At 73.2% G+C, this 16,124-nt stretch carries 16 protein-coding genes; 5 read left to right on the top strand and 11 right to left on the bottom strand.

The window, feature by feature from the left end; genetic code table 11:
* Positions 1-3: 3 nt before the first annotated feature.
* The 5 genes from AB0K05_RS29680 to paaZ form a co-directional block, all read right to left on the bottom strand.
* Positions 4-1,635: a 2-oxo acid dehydrogenase subunit E2 gene (locus AB0K05_RS29680; RefSeq protein ID WP_364233448.1), complete on the bottom strand. Its 1,632-nt coding sequence runs from the start codon at positions 1,633-1,635 to the stop codon at positions 4-6.
* Positions 1,632-2,651 (bottom strand): alpha-ketoacid dehydrogenase subunit beta, encoded by a 1,020-nt coding sequence (locus tag AB0K05_RS29675; protein WP_219545957.1) that lies wholly within the window; start codon positions 2,649-2,651, stop codon positions 1,632-1,634. The genes AB0K05_RS29680 and AB0K05_RS29675 overlap by 4 nt, the downstream gene beginning before the upstream one ends.
* 1 nt (position 2,652) lies before the next feature.
* Complete coding sequence (pdhA, locus tag AB0K05_RS29670; RefSeq protein ID WP_271279502.1) at positions 2,653-3,747, bottom strand: pyruvate dehydrogenase (acetyl-transferring) E1 component subunit alpha; 1,095 nt, start codon at positions 3,745-3,747, stop codon at positions 2,653-2,655.
* A gap of 167 nt (positions 3,748-3,914) precedes the next feature.
* On the bottom strand, positions 3,915-4,355 hold the full coding sequence (locus AB0K05_RS29665; protein ID WP_219546059.1) for an Lrp/AsnC family transcriptional regulator: 441 nt from the start codon (positions 4,353-4,355) through the stop codon (positions 3,915-3,917).
* Positions 4,356-4,396: 41 nt separating this feature from the next.
* Entirely contained in the window at positions 4,397-6,442 is a 2,046-nt protein-coding gene (gene paaZ, locus AB0K05_RS29660) for a phenylacetic acid degradation bifunctional protein PaaZ (RefSeq protein ID WP_345482976.1), read from the bottom strand.
* A 96-nt stretch (positions 6,443-6,538) separates the two neighbouring features.
* Here paaZ and paaA point away from each other — a divergent pair, with 96 nt between their 5' ends.
* The 5 genes from paaA to paaE are packed head-to-tail and all read left to right on the top strand — an operon-like array spanning position 6,539 to position 10,334.
* Complete coding sequence (paaA, locus tag AB0K05_RS29655; protein ID WP_148034991.1) at positions 6,539-7,492, top strand: 1,2-phenylacetyl-CoA epoxidase subunit PaaA; 954 nt, start codon at positions 6,539-6,541, stop codon at positions 7,490-7,492.
* Entirely contained in the window at positions 7,489-7,782 is a 294-nt protein-coding gene (paaB, locus tag AB0K05_RS29650) for a 1,2-phenylacetyl-CoA epoxidase subunit PaaB (RefSeq protein WP_219545954.1), read from the top strand. Before paaA ends, paaB begins: the two co-directional genes overlap by 4 nt.
* A gap of 7 nt (positions 7,783-7,789) precedes the next feature.
* Positions 7,790-8,707 carry a 1,2-phenylacetyl-CoA epoxidase subunit PaaC gene (gene paaC, locus AB0K05_RS29645; protein ID WP_271278271.1) on the top strand — a complete coding sequence of 306 codons (918 nt, stop codon included), beginning with the start codon at positions 7,790-7,792 and terminating at the stop codon, positions 8,705-8,707.
* On the top strand, positions 8,704-9,246 hold the full coding sequence (paaD, locus tag AB0K05_RS29640; protein WP_271278270.1) for a 1,2-phenylacetyl-CoA epoxidase subunit PaaD: 543 nt from the start codon (positions 8,704-8,706) through the stop codon (positions 9,244-9,246). Before paaC ends, paaD begins: the two co-directional genes overlap by 4 nt.
* Before the next feature lie 2 nt (positions 9,247-9,248).
* Positions 9,249-10,334 carry a 1,2-phenylacetyl-CoA epoxidase subunit PaaE gene (gene paaE / locus AB0K05_RS29635; protein WP_271278269.1) on the top strand — a complete coding sequence of 362 codons (1,086 nt, stop codon included), beginning with the start codon at positions 9,249-9,251 and terminating at the stop codon, positions 10,332-10,334.
* Positions 10,335-10,340: 6 nt separating this feature from the next.
* Here paaE and AB0K05_RS29630 read toward each other — a convergent pair whose 3' ends face one another.
* The 6 genes from AB0K05_RS29630 to AB0K05_RS29605 all read right to left on the bottom strand — a co-directional run bounded on the left by AB0K05_RS29630 (position 10,341) and on the right by AB0K05_RS29605 (position 15,976).
* Positions 10,341-10,970: a TetR/AcrR family transcriptional regulator gene (locus AB0K05_RS29630; protein WP_148034986.1), complete on the bottom strand. Its 630-nt coding sequence runs from the start codon at positions 10,968-10,970 to the stop codon at positions 10,341-10,343.
* A 127-nt stretch (positions 10,971-11,097) separates the two neighbouring features.
* Complete coding sequence (locus AB0K05_RS29625) at positions 11,098-12,294, bottom strand: FAD-dependent oxidoreductase (protein WP_364233441.1); 1,197 nt, start codon at positions 12,292-12,294, stop codon at positions 11,098-11,100.
* Between the two features lie 82 nt (positions 12,295-12,376).
* Positions 12,377-13,321 (bottom strand): RNA polymerase sigma-70 factor, encoded by a 945-nt coding sequence (locus tag AB0K05_RS29620; protein ID WP_364233439.1) that lies wholly within the window; start codon positions 13,319-13,321, stop codon positions 12,377-12,379.
* 69 nt (positions 13,322-13,390) lie between these two features.
* Positions 13,391-13,999, bottom strand: coding sequence for a peptide chain release factor H (prfH, locus tag AB0K05_RS29615; RefSeq protein ID WP_364233436.1), 609 nt, complete (start codon positions 13,997-13,999; stop codon positions 13,391-13,393).
* Entirely contained in the window at positions 13,996-15,120 is a 1,125-nt protein-coding gene (locus AB0K05_RS29610) for an RNA ligase RtcB family protein (protein WP_364233433.1), read from the bottom strand. The genes prfH and AB0K05_RS29610 overlap by 4 nt, the downstream gene beginning before the upstream one ends.
* A 115-nt stretch (positions 15,121-15,235) precedes the next feature.
* Positions 15,236-15,976, bottom strand: coding sequence for a hypothetical protein (locus tag AB0K05_RS29605; RefSeq protein ID WP_271278264.1), 741 nt, complete (start codon positions 15,974-15,976; stop codon positions 15,236-15,238).
* Positions 15,977-16,124 lie beyond the last annotated feature (148 nt).

The following is a 16,124-nucleotide window of genomic DNA, read 5'->3' as shown; positions in this document are numbered from 1 at the left end:
CGCTCAGACGTGGGCGAGCAGGATCGCCGGGTTCTCCACGAGGTCGGCCACGTGGCGCAGGAACCCGCCGGCCGCGCCGCCGTCGCAGACCCGGTGGTCGAAGGTGAGGGAGAGCTGGGTGATCTTGCGGGGGACGACCGCGCCGCCGTGCACCCAGGGGCGGTCGATGACGCGGCCGACGCCCAGGAGAGCGGCCTCCGGGTGGTTGATGATCGGGGTGGAGCCGTCCACGCCGAAGACGCCGTAGTTGTTGAGCGTGAACGTGCCGCCGGTCAGCGCCTCGGGCGGGAGTTTGCCCGTGCGTGCCAGGCCGGTGAGCCGGGTCAGCTCCGCGGCGAGCTGGGCGGTGGTCATCCGGTGCGCCCCGCGGACCACGGGGACGACGAGCCCGCGGTCGGTCTGGGCGGCGAATCCGAGGTTGACGTGTCCGTACCGGACGATCTCGGAACGGGCGACGTCCACCGTGGAGTTCAGCTCGGGGAAGCGGCGCAGGCCGTCCACGCAGATGCGGGCCAGCAGGGCCAGCAGGCCGATGCCGAGATCGGCGCGGTCGCGCCGGAGCGCGTCCCTGGCCGCGAGCAGCTCGGTCGCGTCCACGTCCACCCACGTCGTGGCGTCGGGGATCTCGGCGCGGCTGCGGCTCAGCTTCTCCGCCACAGCCCGCCGCACCCCCCGCAGCGGCACGCGCTCCTGACCCGCCGCGTCCTGGGAACGGTCGGCCACCGGCCCTCTCCCCGCCGTGGTTTGGGAACGGTCGGCCACCGGCCCTCTCCCCGCCGTGGTTTGGGAACGGTCGGCCACCGGCGCCCTCCCCGCCGTGGCGCGGGCGCGGTCGGTGATGGCTCGGTCCACGTCGCGGCGCAGGATCACCGCACGCGGCCCGGTGGGCGTGACCTCGTCGAGATCGATCCCATGTTCCCGCGCGATCCTCCGCACCAACGGCGAGATCACCCGCGGCGCCATCCCCCCAGCCGCCTCCCGCCTCCGCACCTCCGCGACAGGCCGTGATTCCGCAGCGGGGCGGAGGTCTGCCGGGCGGGGATCTGTGGCGGGCCGCCGGTCTGCGGCGGGACGGAGGTTTGTGGCGGGGCTGGGCTCTGCGGCGGGATGCGATTCCGCAGCCGGACGGAGGTCTGCGGCAGGCCGCCGGTCTGTGGTGGGGCGGGAGTCTGTGGCGGGCCGCCGGTCTGCGGCGGGGCGGAGGTTTGTGGCGGGGGTGAGGTTAGTGGTGGTAGTGAGGTCTGCGGTGGAGCGGGGGGCTGTTGTGGCGTTCGCGTTTGTGGTGGGACGGGTGCGGCGGCGGCGGGGTGGGGTGGGGGTGGTGCCGTAGCCGATGAGGACGTTGCCGGAGCCGGCGCGTTCCTCGTCGCGGTAGCGGGCCGCCGCCGGGTGCTCGGCGGCGACCTCGATGAGGGGCGCGCCCACGGACAGGACGGCGCCGGGCTCTGCGTGCAGGGCCAGGACGGTGCCCGCGTAGGGGACCGGGACCTCGACGGCAGCCTTGGCGGTCTCGACCTCCACCACGATCTGGTCGATCTCGACGGTGTCGCCGACGGACACCTTCCAGTCGAGGATCTCCGCCTCGGTCAGCCCTTCGCCCAGGTCGGGCAGCCGGAACACCTGCCCCGCGGTCATGACGCCTCCCTGCTCAGGTGCACCACGTCGGGCCGGTCGTCGAACTGCAGCCGGTCGACCGCGTCCAGGACCCGGTCGGCGTCCGGCAGATGGGCGTGCTCCAGTTTCGGCGGCGGATAGGGGATGTCGAAGCCCGTGACCCGCAGCACGGGCGCGGCCAGCGAGTGGAAGCAGCGCTCCTGGACCCGCGCCGCGATCTCGGCGCCCACCCCGGCGAACCCCTGCGCCTCCTGGATCACGACACACCGCCCGGTCTTCCGTACGGAGGACGTGACGGTCTCGTCGTCGAACGGGACGATCGTCCGCAGGTCGACCACCTCCAGGGAGACCCCGTCGGCGGCCGCCGCCTCGGCGGCCTGGAGCGCGACCGGCACGCCGGGCCCGTAGGCCACGAGCGTCGCGTCGCGGCCCTCGCGCCGGACCACGGCCTGCCCGAACCCGGGCGCGCGCCGCCGCCCGCTGGGGGAGAACGCCTCCTTGGACCAGTACAGCCGCTTCGGCTCCATGAAGATCACCGGGTCGGGGTCGGCGATGGCGTCACGCAGCAGCCAGTACGCGTCCTCGACCGTCGCGGGCGTGACGACCTTCAGCCCCGGCGTGTGGGCGTAGTACGCCTCGCTGGAGTCGCAGTGGTGCTCGACGCCGCCGATGCCGCCCGCGAACGGGACGCGGATCACCATCGGCAGCGTCACCCGGCCGCGGGTGCGGTTGCGCGTCTTGGCCACGTGCGAGGCGATCTGCTCGAACGCCGGATAGGCGAAGGCGTCGAACTGCATCTCCACCACCGGCCGGAACCCGCCCATCGCCATGCCCACCGCGAGGCCCACGATGCCGGACTCGGCCAGCGGCGTGTCGAAGCACCGCTCCTCGCCGAACTCCTTGGTCAGCCCGTCGGTGACGCGGAACACGCCGCCCAGGGGCCCGACGTCCTCGCCGAAGACGAGCACCCGCTCGTCCGCACGCAGCGCGTCGCGCAGGGCGGCGTTCAGCGCCTGCGCCATCGACATCGCGGTCATGTCACTCCTCCGGTGCGGTCAGCTCGGCCGCCAGCAGCTCGCGCTGCTCGCGCAACTGCGGCGTGGGGTCGGCGTAGACGTGGTCGAACAGCTCGTACGGGTCCGTCTCCGGGTCGGCGTTCAGGCCGTCGCGGACGCGGGCAGCGAACGCCTCGGCCGCCTCGCGCGCCGCCGTGACGCCCGCCGCGTCGAGCAGGCCCCGGTCGCGCAGGTAGGTCTCCAGCCGGGCCAGCGGGTCGGCCGCCGCCCACCGCTCGACCTCCTCGTCGTCGCGGTAGCGGGTGGCGTCGTCGGCGTTGGTGTGCGCGTCCATGCGGTACGTGTGCGCCTCTACCAGGAACGGGCCGCCTCCCTCACGGGCGTGCCGCACCGCCTCGGTCAGCACGGACAGCACCGCGACCAGGTCGTTGCCGTCCACCTGCTCGGAGCGGACGCCGTACCCGACGCCCTTGTACGCGAGCGCCGGGGCCGCGGTCTGCCTGGCCAGCGGCACCGAGATCGCGTACTTGTTGTTCTGCACGAAGAACACGACCGGGGAGCGCAGCACGCCCGCGAAGTTGAGCGCCTCGTGGAAGTCGCCCTCGCTGGTGCCGCCGTCGCCCACGAAGGCCATCACGACCGCGTCCTCGCCCTTGCGGCGCAGCGCCTCGGCCATGCCGACCGCGTGCACGGTCTGGGTGGCCAGCGGCGTGCACTGGGGCGCGACGCGGGTGGCCGCGGGGTCGTAGCCGCAGTGCCAGTCGCCGCGCAGCAGGGTGAGCACCTCGACCGGGTCGAGGCCGCGCGCGACCAGGGCCACGCAGTCGCGGTAGGTGGGGAACAGCCAGTCGTCCGCGCCCAGCGCGAGCACGCCGGCGACCTGGCAGGCCTCCTGCCCCATGCTGGACGGGTAGACGGCGAGCCTGCCCTGCTTGGTCAGCGCGGTCGCCTGGCGGTCGAAGCGGCGGCCCAGGACCATCCGGCGGTAGGCCTCGGCGAGCTGTTCGTCCGCGGGCGCCCGGTAACCGGCGGGCGGATCGACGGCGGTGCCGTCCTCGGCGACGAAGCGCACCGGGACGGGCGCGGGGAGAAGGCCGGCCACCTGGTGATGGGACATGGCGACACTCGCTTTCTCTGGACGTTTGACAAGAGAAGCGTGTGCCGCGCGAGCCACCTGCTCAAGACATCACGTACAAACAGCGACAAATGGCCAAAAATGGAGCTTATGTGGGCCAAATGTCGATCCAATCGGGTTTCTTGCGGAGGGTGAGCCGGACGTTTGGCTCACCACTCCGCGCCCCGGCCGCGGGCCTCGTCGAACACCAGCCACGTCCTGGTCGCGCGCACGCCGGGGATGTCCTGGATGCGCTCCAGCACCATGTGCCGCAGCGCCTCGTTGTCCGGTGTCCTGACCAGCACCAGCAGGTCGTAGTCGCCGCCGACCATGGCGATGTGCTCCACGTACGCGATCTCGCGCAACCGCGCCGACACCTGCCGCCAGGTGTTCTGCTCGATGGCCACCGAGACGTACGCGCTGGTGCCCAGGCCCGCCTTCGCCGGCGCGAGCTCGGCCGTGAAACCCGTGATCACGCCGTCGTCCAGGAGCCTGGCCAGGCGCGCGTAGGCGCTGGCGCGCGAGATGTGCACGCGCTCGGCCAGGTTCCGCACCGACATGCGCCCGTCGCGCAGCAGCTCGGCGATGATCGCCCGGTCCACGTCGTCCAGCGGAGCGGCAGGACGTGCCGGCCAGCCCTCGCCGGTGTCGCTCACCGCGCGTTCTCGTCCCACGTCTTGGCCACCAGCGTGAGGACGTCGTACGTGGCGACCGCGCGCCCTTCCTGGTTGGTCACGACGGCGTCCCAGCGGACCTCGCCGTGGCCGGCCCCGCTGCGCGGCGTGATCTGCTTGACGGTCAGCGTCACGGCGATGGCGTCGCCCGCCTTGACCGGCGTGAGGAAGCGCAGCGCGTCCACGCCGAAGTTCGCCAGCACCGGCCCCGGCGCGGGGTCCACGAACAGCCCGGCCGCCAGCGAGACGACCAGATATCCATGGGCGACGATGCCGCCGAACAGCGGGTTGCGCGCGGCCGCCTCCGGGTCGGTGTGCGCGTAGAAGGTGTCGCCGGTGAACTCGGCGAAGTGCTCGATGTCGTCGAGCGAGACCGTGCGCGGCGGCGACGCGATCGTGTCGCCGATCCGCAGCTCGGCCAGCGACTTGCGGAACGGGTGTACGTCCGAGTCGATGCGCGCCGCGCCGGTCGTCCAGCGCCCGGTGACGGCGGTGAGCAGGTCGGGGGAGGCCTGGACGGCGGTCCGCTGCATGTGGTGCAGCACGCCGCGCACCCCGCCCAGCTCCTCGCCGCCGCCGGCCCGCCCCGGGCCGCCGTGGACGAGGACGGGCAGCGGCGAACCGTGACCAGTGGACTCGGCGGCGTCGTCCCGGTCGAGGACGAGGACCCGGCCGTGCCACGGCGCGAGCCCGAGCACGACGGACCGGGCGACCTCGGGGTCGTGGGTGACGACGGAGGCGACCAGGCTGCCCCGGCCCCGCGCCGCCAGGGCGACCGCCTCGTCCAGGGTGTCGTAGGTGAGCACGGTGCTGACGGGCCCGAACGGCTCCACCTCGTGCGGCTCGGTGGCGCCGGGCCGGGCACGCAGCAGGAGCGGGGTCATGAACGCGCCGCGCGTCGCGTCCCCGTCGAGCAGAGGCCCGCCCGCGAGGTCGCCGGCCACGACGTCGGCGCCGGCGCGCAGCGCCTCGACGGCCTTGCGCACCTCCTCGCGCTGGCCGAGCCCGGCCAGCGCGCCCATCCGCACGTCGGGGTTGCGCGGGTCGCCCACGGTCACCCGCGCAAGGCGCGCGGCCAGCGCCTCCACCACCTGGTCGGCCATCGCCGAGGGCACCAGCGCGCGGCGGATGGCCGTGCACTTCTGCCCCGCCTTGACCGTCATCTCGGTGACGACGCCCTTCACGAACAGGTCGAACTCCGGGTCGTCCGGCCGCACGTCGGGGCCGAGGACGGAGCAGTTCAGCGAGTCGGCCTCGACGCCGAGCAGCACGCCGCCGTCGAGCACGTTCGGGTGGCGGCGCAGGATCCCGGCGGTGTGCGCCGAGCCGGTGAAGGCCACCGAGTCCTGCACGGTCAGCTCGTCGAGCAGCCCGGCCGCGCTGCCCGCGACGAGCTGGATCGAGCCTTCGGGGAGGATGCCCGAGCCGACGATCAGCCGGACGGCGAGCTCGGTCAGATAGGACGTCTGACTGGCGGGCTTGACGATCGAGGGCAGCCCGGCGAGGAAGGCCGGGGCCAGCTTCTCCAGCATGCCCCAGACGGGGAAGTTGAAGGCGTTGATCTGCAGCGCCACGCCCGGCCTGGACGTGTAGAGGTGCTGGCCGACGAACGTGCCGCCCTTGCCCAGGCGCTCCAGGCCGCCGTCCAGGAAGACCGTGTCGTTCGGCAGCTCCCGTACGCCCTTGCTGGCGTAGCTGAACAGGGTGCCGATGCCGCCGTCGACGTCCACGGCGGTGTCGCGCGAGGTGGCGCCGGTACGCACCGACAGCGCGTACAGCTCTTCCTTGCGCTCAGACAGGTGCTTGGCCAGCGCCTTGAGCAGCGCGGCCCGCTCGTGGAAGGTCAGGGACCGCAGCGCGGGGCCGCCGGTCTCGCGGGCGTGGCGGACCATCGCGGCGATGTCCAGCCCTCGGCTGGAGAGGCGCGCGACCTCCTCGCCCGTGGCCGCGTCGAGCAGCGGCTCCCCGTCGTCGGCCGCGCGGAACCACCGTCCGGCTGCGTAGCTCTCCAGCAGCGTGCTCACCCTGTCTCCTCTCGCGCCCCGTTGCGTCGATGCCCACTCGTGTGCGACCTTATTACTGACCGAGCGATAAGTAAATGAGCCCGTTCCGGAGGGAAGATGACGACCATCCCAGCGGAGCCGGACCTGGAGGCCCGGCTGCAGGCCGGGTTCGACGCGACCATCGCCCGCCGCGACCGCATCGAACCGCGCGACTGGATGCCGGACGCCTACCGCAAGACGCTCGTCCGCCAGATCGCCCAGCACGCCCACTCCGAGATCATCGGCATGCAGCCGGAAGGCAACTGGATCGGCCGCGCGCCCTCCCTGCGCCGCAAGGCGATCCTGCTGGCCAAGGTGCAGGACGAGGCCGGGCACGGGCTGTACCTGTACTCGGCGTGCGAGACCCTCGGCGTGTCCCGCGCCGAGCTGACCGGCCTGCTGCTCAGCGGACGCCAGAAGTACTCCTCGATCTTCAACTACCCGACGCTCTCGTACGCCGACGTCGGCACCATCGGCTGGCTGGTCGACGGGGCCGCGATCTGCAACCAGGTGCCGCTCTGCCGCACCTCCTACGGGCCCTACGGCCGCGCGATGATCCGCATCTGCAAGGAGGAGTCCTTCCACCAGCGGCAGGGCTACGAACTGCTGATGACGATGATGCGCGGCACCGACGAGCAGCGGGCCATGGTGCAGGAGTCGGTCGACCGGTTCTGGTGGCCGTCGCTGATGATGTTCGGCCCGCCGGACGCGAACTCGCCCAACAGCGAGCGGTCGATGGCGTGGGGCATCAAGCGCAACTCCAACGACGAGCTGCGCCAGAAGTTCGTCGACATGACCGTCCCGCAGGCCGACGCGCTCGGCGTGACGCTGCCCGACCCCGGCCTGCGCTGGAACGAGGAACGCGGCCACTACGACTTCGGCGAGCCTGACTGGCGGGAGCTCGCCGCCGTCATCCGCGGCGACGGGCCGTGCAACGCGCAGCGGCTGGCCCACCGCAGGGCCGCGCACGACGACGGCGCCTGGGTGCGCGAGGCGGCGACCGCGTTCGCGGAGCGGGAGGGCGCCCGATGAGCGGCGACCGGCGGGAATGGCCGCTCTACGAGGTGTTCGTCCGGGGCAAGCGCGGACTCAACCACGTGCACGTCGGATCGCTGCACGCCCCCGACGACGCGATGGCCCTGCGGCACGCCCGCGACGTCTACACCCGGCGCAACGAGGGCGTCAGCATCTGGGTGGTGCGCGCCGACGCCATCACCGCCTCCAGCCCGGACGAGAAGGACCCGCTGTTCGCGCCCAGCGGCGACAAGGTCTACCGGCACCCGACGTTCTACGAGATCCCCGACGACGTCCCGCACATGTGAGGGCAGGATGAACGACGACCACGGCAGCATCTTCGACGGCCTGCTCGGCGGCGACTCCTCCCAGTGGGCCTTCGGCACGGACTTCGAGGACCCGCTGGCCGGCGTCGACACCACCACGCCCGACGGTGTCGACCCCGCCGAGCTGGCCGCGTACTGTCTCATGCTCGGCGACGACGCCCTGATCATGTCGCAGCGCCTGTCGGAGTGGTGCAGCCGCGCCCCCGACCTCGAAGAGGACATCGCGCTGGCGAACATGGCCCTCGACCTCCTCGGGCAGGCGCGCCTGCTGCTGGCGCGGGCGGCCGCCGCGGACCCGCGCGTCGTGCCCGGCCTGCCCGAGGGGTCGCCGGTGCCGCCGGAGGACGCGCTCGCCTTCTTCCGCGACGACCGCGCCTTCCGCAACGTGCGCCTGGCCGAGGTGGCCAACGGGGACTTCGCGCACGTCGTCGTCCGCCTGCTGCTGTTCTCGACGGCCCGGCTCGCGCTGCTGGAGCGGCTGTGCGTCAGCCGCGACCACGTGCTCGCCGCCGTCGCGGCCAAGGGCGTCAAGGAGGTCGCCTACCACCGCGACTGGGCCGGGCGCTGGTTCGTCACGCTGGCACGCGGCACAGAGGAGTCGCGCCGCAGGCTCCTCGCCGCCCTCGACGCGCTGTGGCCGCTGCAGGCCGAACTGGTCGCCCCGCACCCGCTCGAACACTCCCTGGCGCTGGCCGGGGTCGGCGTCGATCCGGTGTCGCTGCGCGACCCGGTGGACGCCGTCTTCGGCCAGGTCCTCACCGCAGCCGGCCTCGACCGCCCCGAACGGGCGCCCCTGGCCGGCGTCGGCGGCCGCACCGGCCGCGACGGCCTCCACACCGAGGCCCTCAGCCTCCTGCTCGCCGAGATGCAGGTGGTCGCCCGCGCCCACCCCATGGGGCGCTGGTGACCACCCGACGGCCCGCGACCGGGGGAACGGCGTCCGCGCGGCGGGCTGTCGAGGCGGCGGGCCGGGTGCGTGATCCCGAGATGCCGATGCTCACGCTCGCCGACCTCGGGGTGCTGCGCGGTGTCGAGGTGGTGCGGGACGCGGAAGGCGGCGAGGTCGTGATCGCGTCCATCACGCCGACGTACACCGGATGCCCGGCCATGGCGACCATGCGCGACGACCTCGTGCACCGGCTCAACGACGCCGGGTTCGCCCGCGTCGAGGTGCGGGTCGTGCTGGACCCGCCGTGGTCCAGCGACTGGATCTCCGAACGCGGCAGGGCGGCCCTGCGCGCGGCGGGGCTGTCCGCGCCCGGCCCCGCCCCCCGCCGCACCGGGCCGGTCCCGCTGACGCTCGGCCCGCCCCGGTCGGCCCCACCGTGCCCGCGCTGCGGGTCGGCGGCCACCCGGCTCACCTCCGAGTTCGGCGCCACCGCCTGCAAGGCCCTCTACAGCTGCACCGGCTGCCTCGAACCGTTCGAGCACGTCAAGGAGATCTGACCATGACCACGCTCGCGCCCGCGCCGTCCAGGGCCGCCGTCTTCCACCCGCTGACCGTGTCGGCGGTGGACCGGCTGTGCGAGGACGCCACCGCGATCACGTTCGCCGTCCCCGACGAGCTGCGCGCCGCGTACGCCTTCCGGGCCGGGCAGTCGCTCACGTTGCGCCGCGTCATCGACGGGCACGAGCACCGCCGCTCGTACTCGATCTGCGCCCCCGCCGGCGCCGCCCCGCGCATCGGCGTCCGCGAGATCCCCGGCGGCCTGTTCTCCTCCTGGCTCGTCCGCGAGGTGGGGCCGGGCACCGTCATCGAGGTCCAGCCGCCCACCGGCTCCTGGCGGGCCGACCCGGACCCGGGCGAGCGGCACCTGTGCGTCGCCGCCGGCTCCGGCATCACCCCGATGCTGTCGGTCGCCTCGACCGTGCTCACCCACCCGGGGGCCCACGTCTCGCTCCTGTACGGCAACCGCACCAGCCGCACCGTCATGTTCGCCGAGGAGCTCGGCGACCTGAAGAACCGCTACGGCCCCCGCCTCCAGGTCGTGCACACGTTCTCACGCGAGCCGCGCGAGGTCGAGCTGCTGTCCGGCCGGCTCGACGGCGACCGGCTGCGCCGCCTGCTCACCGGTCTCGTCCCCGTCGAGGTGTTCGACCACGTCTGGCTGTGCGGGCCGCTGCGCATGATCGAGGAAGCGCGCCCGGTGCTCGCCGAGCTGGGCGTCCCCGCGGAACGCGTGCACGTCGAGCTGTTCTACGCCGACGCCCCGCCGCCCGCGCCGAGGCGGACCGGCGACGGGATCCCGTCCGGCGCGACCACCGAGCTGACCACCGTGCTCGACGGCCGCCGCACCACCTCGACCGTCTCCCGGGAGACGACCCTCCTGGACAGCGCCCAGGCCGCCCGCGGCGACCTGCCGTTCGCCTGCAAGGGCGGCGTCTGCGGCACCTGCCGCGCCGTCGTGCGCGCGGGCGAGGTGGACATGCGCCGCAACTACGCGCTCGAACCGTACGAGGTCGCGGCCGGATTCGTGCTGACCTGCCAGACGTTCCCGGCGGGCGAGCAGGTGACCGTCGACTACGACGCCTGAGCGTCGTCAGGCCTCGTGCTTCGCCAGCCCGTCGAAGGCGACGGTGGTGATCGCGTCGGCCACCATCACCGGGTCGTAGGCGCCGTCCGGCCGGTACCACTCGACCAGCGAGTTCACCATCCCGAACAGCAGCCGGCTCACCAGCGCCGGCGGCACGTTGTCGCGCAGCGCGCCCTCCGCCACGGCTTCGGCGACGAGCGCGGCCAGCCGGTCGTCGAGCCAGCGCCGCCGTTCCAGCGCCGCCAGCTCGACCTCGCTGTTGCCGCGCACCCGCAGCAGCAGCGTCACGGACGGCTGGTGCGCCACCAGCACCTCCACGCTGCGCCGCACCACCTCGCGCAGCCGCTCGTAGGCGCCGACGCCGGCCCGCTCGCGCGACGCCTCGGTCACGACGGCGGTCAGCTCGTCGAGCGCGTCGTCGAGCGCCAGGCCGAGCAGCTGCTCCTTGCTCGTGACGTGGTGGTAGATGGCCGGCTTGGTCAGCCCCAGCTCCTTGGCCAGGTCGCCCATGCTGGTGGCGTCGTACCCCCGCCGGTTGAACAGGTCGATCGCGGCCCGGAGTATCGCCGGCTGGTCATAACCGGGACGGCCCCGCCGGCGGCGCGGGGCCGGTTCGGCCTGCTCGGTCGTGGACACCGATGCAGCATCTCACGCGGCGTCATCAACCCCGCACGCTGCCTCCGGCGGGGGTGATGACAGGGAGATTCGTGCGTCCCGCACGGACGTCGCTTCGCGCGCCGCCCCGCCTGGAGGTCGCCTCAGGTTACGCGGACGCTCTGGCGGCCGAGGCCTTGGCGGCCCGGTCCGGGGTGACGCGGCGGCGGCGGACCGGGAGCCCGAACGTCGGGTTGGCGACGTTCCAGGCGGCGCCCTTGCAGACCACTTCCTTGTAGACGGCGGCGATCCGCCCGGTCAGAGCCGCCCGCCTCGCGCGGTCGTCGGCGGTGACGTACTGGATCAAACCCTCCTTGCGGCCCAGCGAGATGCACTGGTTGAAGTAGCGGAGCGGCGCGTTCGGGAGCTTCCCGCCGGTCAGCCCCGCCGCGATGGCGTCGGCCGCCTGCCATGCCATCGGCCCTCCCGAGGCGCACGACATCCGCAGCGGCTTGTCCCCGGCGCCCATCGCCAAGGCCGCGTCGCCGACGGCGTACACGTCCGGGTGCGAGACCGAGCGCATCATCCCGTCGACCACGATCTGGCCGGTGCCGGTGACCTTCAGGGCGGTCGCCTTCGCGATCGGGTGGACGGCGAAGCCGGTCGTCCACACGGTGACCGCGGCCGGGATGTCCCTGCCGTCCGCCGTGGCCACGCGGTCGGCGTCCACGCGGGTCACGGCGGCGTGCTCGTACACGGTGATCCCCAGCTTGCCGAAGACCTTCCACAGGTGCGCGCGGCCCTTGGGCGACAGCCAGTCTCCGAGGGCGCCGTCGGCGGCGAGGGCGACGTCGAGGTCCGGGCGGGACTCGGCGATCTCGGTCGCGGCCTCCAGGCCGGTGAGGCCGCCGCCGACGACCACCACCCTCTCCCCGGCGCCGAGACGGGCCAGGCGCTCCCGCAGCCTGAGCGCTCCCGGACGGCCGGCGATCTCATAGGCGTGCTCGGCGGTCCCCGGGACGCCCTGTGAGTTCCAGCCGCTGCCGAGGGCGTAGACGAGCGTGTCGTACGCGAGCTGCGCGGCGCCGTCCGGGCCGGTGACGGTGACGGTCTTGCCGTCGACGTCGATGCCGGTGACGTTCGCGATCCTCACCTCGACGCCGGTGCCGGCGAACATCTCGCTGTACGGCCGGGGCTTGAGGTCCTGGCCCACCGCCAGCTGGTGCATGCGGATCCGCTCCACGAAGTCGGGCTCGGAGTTGACGAGAGTGATGGCGACGTCCTCGCGATAGAGCCGCTTGGCGAGACGGCCGGCGGCGATGGCCCCGGAGTAGCCGGCGCCGAGGACGATGACGCGATGCTGCATTTCCTCGCTCCTGTCTTACGCGGATGTGCCCTTTGAACCGGACAGCCCGCCGTTTCCTGACAGGAACGCGGTGTGAAGCGCCTCACAAAATGGTGAACAGGGGTTCCCCATGATCGGATGCCGCCCAGCGCGCGGTCGCCCGTTCGAGCTTGTCGGGGTTGACCTGGTTGTAGAGCTCGGCGACGCCCTCGTCGGTGACCCTCAGGCACATGACGCCGACGACCCGGCCGTCGACGACGGCCACCACGGCGGGGCCGCCGTTGGCGGTCCAGGCGTAGACCTCGGGCGCGCCGCCGGTGAACGCGCGCTTGGCCGCGGCGGGCCTGACCAGCCCCCGGACGAACTTGGCGACCGCGACCGCGCCCTCGAACGGCTTGACCCGGGCCGGGACCTTCCCGCCGCCGTCGCCGACCGAGACGGCGTCCTCGGTGAGCAGGCGCACGAGCGGCTCGGTCTTGCCCGTGGCGGCGGCCGTCAGGAACTCCTCGATGATCCGCCGAGCGGCGGCCTCGTCGACCTCGGCGCGCGCCTTGCCGGCCGCGACGTGCTTCTTGGCGCGGTGGAAGGTCTGCTGGCTGGCGGCCTCGGAGATGTCGAGGATCTCGGCGATCTCCCGGTGCGGGAAGTCGAACGCCTCCCGCAGCACGTAGACCGCCCGCTCGCCGGGGGACAGGCGCTCCATGAGGGCGAGCACCGCGTACGAGACCGACTCGCGCTGCTCGGCGGTGTCGGCGGGGCCGAGCATCGGGTCGCCGGCGAGCAGCGGCTCGGGCAGCCATCGGCCCACGTAGGTCTCGCGGCGCGCCCGCGCGGAGGTGAGCTGGTTGAGGCACAGGTTGGTGAGGACCTTCGTGAGCCACGCCTCCAGCACCTCGATGTGCTCGGCGTCGGCGGCCTGCCAGCGCAGGAACGTCTCCTGCACGGCGTCCTCGGCCTCACCGGCGGAGCCGAGAAGGCGGTAGGCGATGGCCTCCAGACGCGGCCTGGAGGCCTCGAACCGGTCGACGTCGCTCACCGTCAAGGCCATGGCCCTGATCCTAAGGCGTGCCCACGCCGCGCGGCGAGGCAGGCGTCGCCGGTCCGGTGAGCTGGGCGGTCACGGGCGTTCGACCCGGGTGGGGTCGCCTCGGACGAGCTCGTCGTGGACGCGCCAGCGGGCGGTGGTGAGGTCGCGCGCCGCGGCCTCGTCGCCGCGCTCGATGCGTTCGCGCAGCAGGCGCATGGCGAGGCGGCGGTTGAGGCTGAACAGCCGCTCGGTGTCGACCACGACGACGAGACCCGTGGGCCGGTGGGTCGCGCGCACCGCGGTGCTCGCCTTGTTGCGGTGCTGCCCGCCTGGCCCGCCGGTGCGGCAGGCGACGACGTCGACGTCCGCTTCGGCGAAGGTGGTGGACGGGGCCTCGACCTCGCACGGCTGGGCGATGACATACCAGTTCTTGCGGCCCGCGCGGGCCCGGTACGGGCTGGGGGCCTGCCAGCACAGGGTTCCGGTCCACGAGGCGGCGAACGCCTCCGCGTCCGCTCCCGTGATCCGGACGACGACCGATCGGTACGTGCCGGGCCGGTCACCGGGCACGACCTGGGCGCGATGGGTCTCCAGACGCCGCCGGGCGGCGTCGGCTTCCAGGCGGTGCAGGAGCCGGGCCAGCGCCCAGGCGCACTCCTGCGGGCCACGCCCGGCCGACAGGAGCAGGTGGACGCTCACGACCGTCCTCTCTTACGGCGCCGGTCCCTTCCGATGTCGGCCGTCTTGTAGGTGACCAGCGGGACCGTGGTGGCCACGGGCGTGGCCAGGCCGTGCTCCACGAGGTCGGCGATCACCTGCTCGATGCGCTTGTAGGCCGTCGGCGCCTCCTCGAAGAGCAGTTGCCGGTCGCCGCACACCACCAGCGATCCCACCGGGGTGCGGCGCAGCTCCTCGACCGTGTGCTTGGCCCGGCCCCGGCGCAGGGCGTCCGCCCGCGACATCTTGCGGCCCGCGCCGTGCGCCACGGAGTGGTTCGCGTCCGGCCCGGCGTGGGCGGCCACGAGGTAGGACGGGGTGCCGCGGGTGCCGGCGATGAGCACGTCACGGCCGTCGCCCGGCGCAGCCCCCTTGCGGTGCAGGTAGACCCCGTCGCGGACCTCGACGAGGTTGTGGCACTGGTCGACGACCGGCTCGGCGGGCTCCGCGCCCAGGGCGTGCGCGACTCGGGCGGCCATCAGCCGCCGGTTGAGCGAGCCCCACCGCACGGCGTCGTCGTGCATCGCCAGGTAGGCGGCGGGATCGGGGGCCGGGCCGGCGCCGTGGACCTCGGTGTGCGCGCGCAGGATCCGTTCGCCCAGGCCGCGCGAGCCGCTGTGGACGACGAGGACCAGGTCGCCGGCGGCCAGCCCGAGCCGGCTCGCGTGGTCCGGCTCGACGACGGTCCCGACGCGCGCCAGCTCGACGAAGTGGTTGCCCCGGCCGACCGTGCCGAGCCCTTCGACGTGACCGGCGGGGATGTCGCCCCGCACCACGTCCCACGCCGGGTCGTCGGCGTCCGGCGCGTGGTCGAGGTCGGGGAACCGGGCGGCGAGCCTGGCCGGGTCGGCGCGCCTGAGCCTGATGGGGAACACGGCGATGCCGCAGCCGATGTCGGAGCCCACCAGGAACGGGTAGAGCGTGGCGGACGTCATGGCGGCGCCGATGGGGGCGCCCTTGCCCGGGTGCAGGTCAGGCATGGCGGCGACGTGGATCATGCCGTCGAGCGCGGCCACCTGGTGACACTGGTCCAGGGCGTCGGACTCGATCCAGCTCGTGGGGGAGGCGAACACGGCGACGGTGGCCGAGGTTTGCTGAGACAAGACGCTCTCTTCGCTGAACAGGATGGGGGATCAGGGGGCGTTGTCCGTCAAAGCATCATGGACACCACATTCCCGGACGATGATCACGCGAGGCAACCGGTTTTCGGCCGTACGGTCACCCGACGTCGATGTAGTCGGCCGGGGCGCTGATCGTCCGGGACCCGCCCCAGTCGTGGAAGCGGATGTCCACGGTCATGAAGAGACCGCTCACCGGTTCGGGCACCACCGAGCTCATCGGGCCGGACGCCTGGACGCGGCGCGGCAGCCCGTCGGCGCCGATCCACATCGACCAGGAGTGCTCCGCGTCGCCGGACAGGGCCGCCGGGACCACACTCATGGGCAGGGAGAGAAGTCTCTTCCCGGCGGCCTGGTGGAGCCGATCGCCGGTGATGACACCGCTGTGCCGTACGGTCCCCGCCCCGTCCGGCGCCGTCGAGACGGAAGCGGCGAGCAGCGCCTCGGCGACCCCGGGCCGGAGCACGTCCACGAGGCAGCCGATGTAGGACGGCACGTCGCAGGTGACCTCGTCGACCACGAGGGGCATCCGTGACCAGGGCGGCCGGTCGTAGTAGACGTGGCCTCCGGTCTGGATCGAGTGCAGGGACCGTGGCCCGTCGTGGGACGACTCCAGGACGAGGTCCGCACCGTCGGCTCCCGACGGGCTGAGCTTCAGCACGCCGCGCTGGCGGAAGGTGTGTCCAGCGGGCGCGTCGTCGGCCCGGACGGTGAGCTCGACGTCCACGCGTACGGTGGACCGCCGGGCGAACTCGTGGTCGAGCGCCGCCACGTCGGGGGACGGCGGAGCGCAGGCGGTGAGTGTCAGTACGGCGGCGAGCGCGACGAGGAATCTGGTCATCCCGTCATCTCCGGATTCTCCAGGGAAGTCCTACTCCGTTGGATGCGCCGGTACGTCACGGATCGATGCCGGATGGGACTCGCTCGGTTCTCATGGAGTTCTCAGGCGGAGTTTGTAGCACTTTCGCCTGAAATTTATGACGATGGGG

Origin of the sequence: Nonomuraea sp. NPDC049486 (genome assembly GCF_040676925.1) — a bacterium.
Classification (GTDB): Bacteria; Actinomycetota; Actinomycetes; order Streptosporangiales; family Streptosporangiaceae; genus Nonomuraea; species Nonomuraea ferruginea.
The sequence above is the reverse complement of the archived record's forward strand: the minus strand, read 5'-3'. Positions and strand labels throughout refer to the sequence as shown.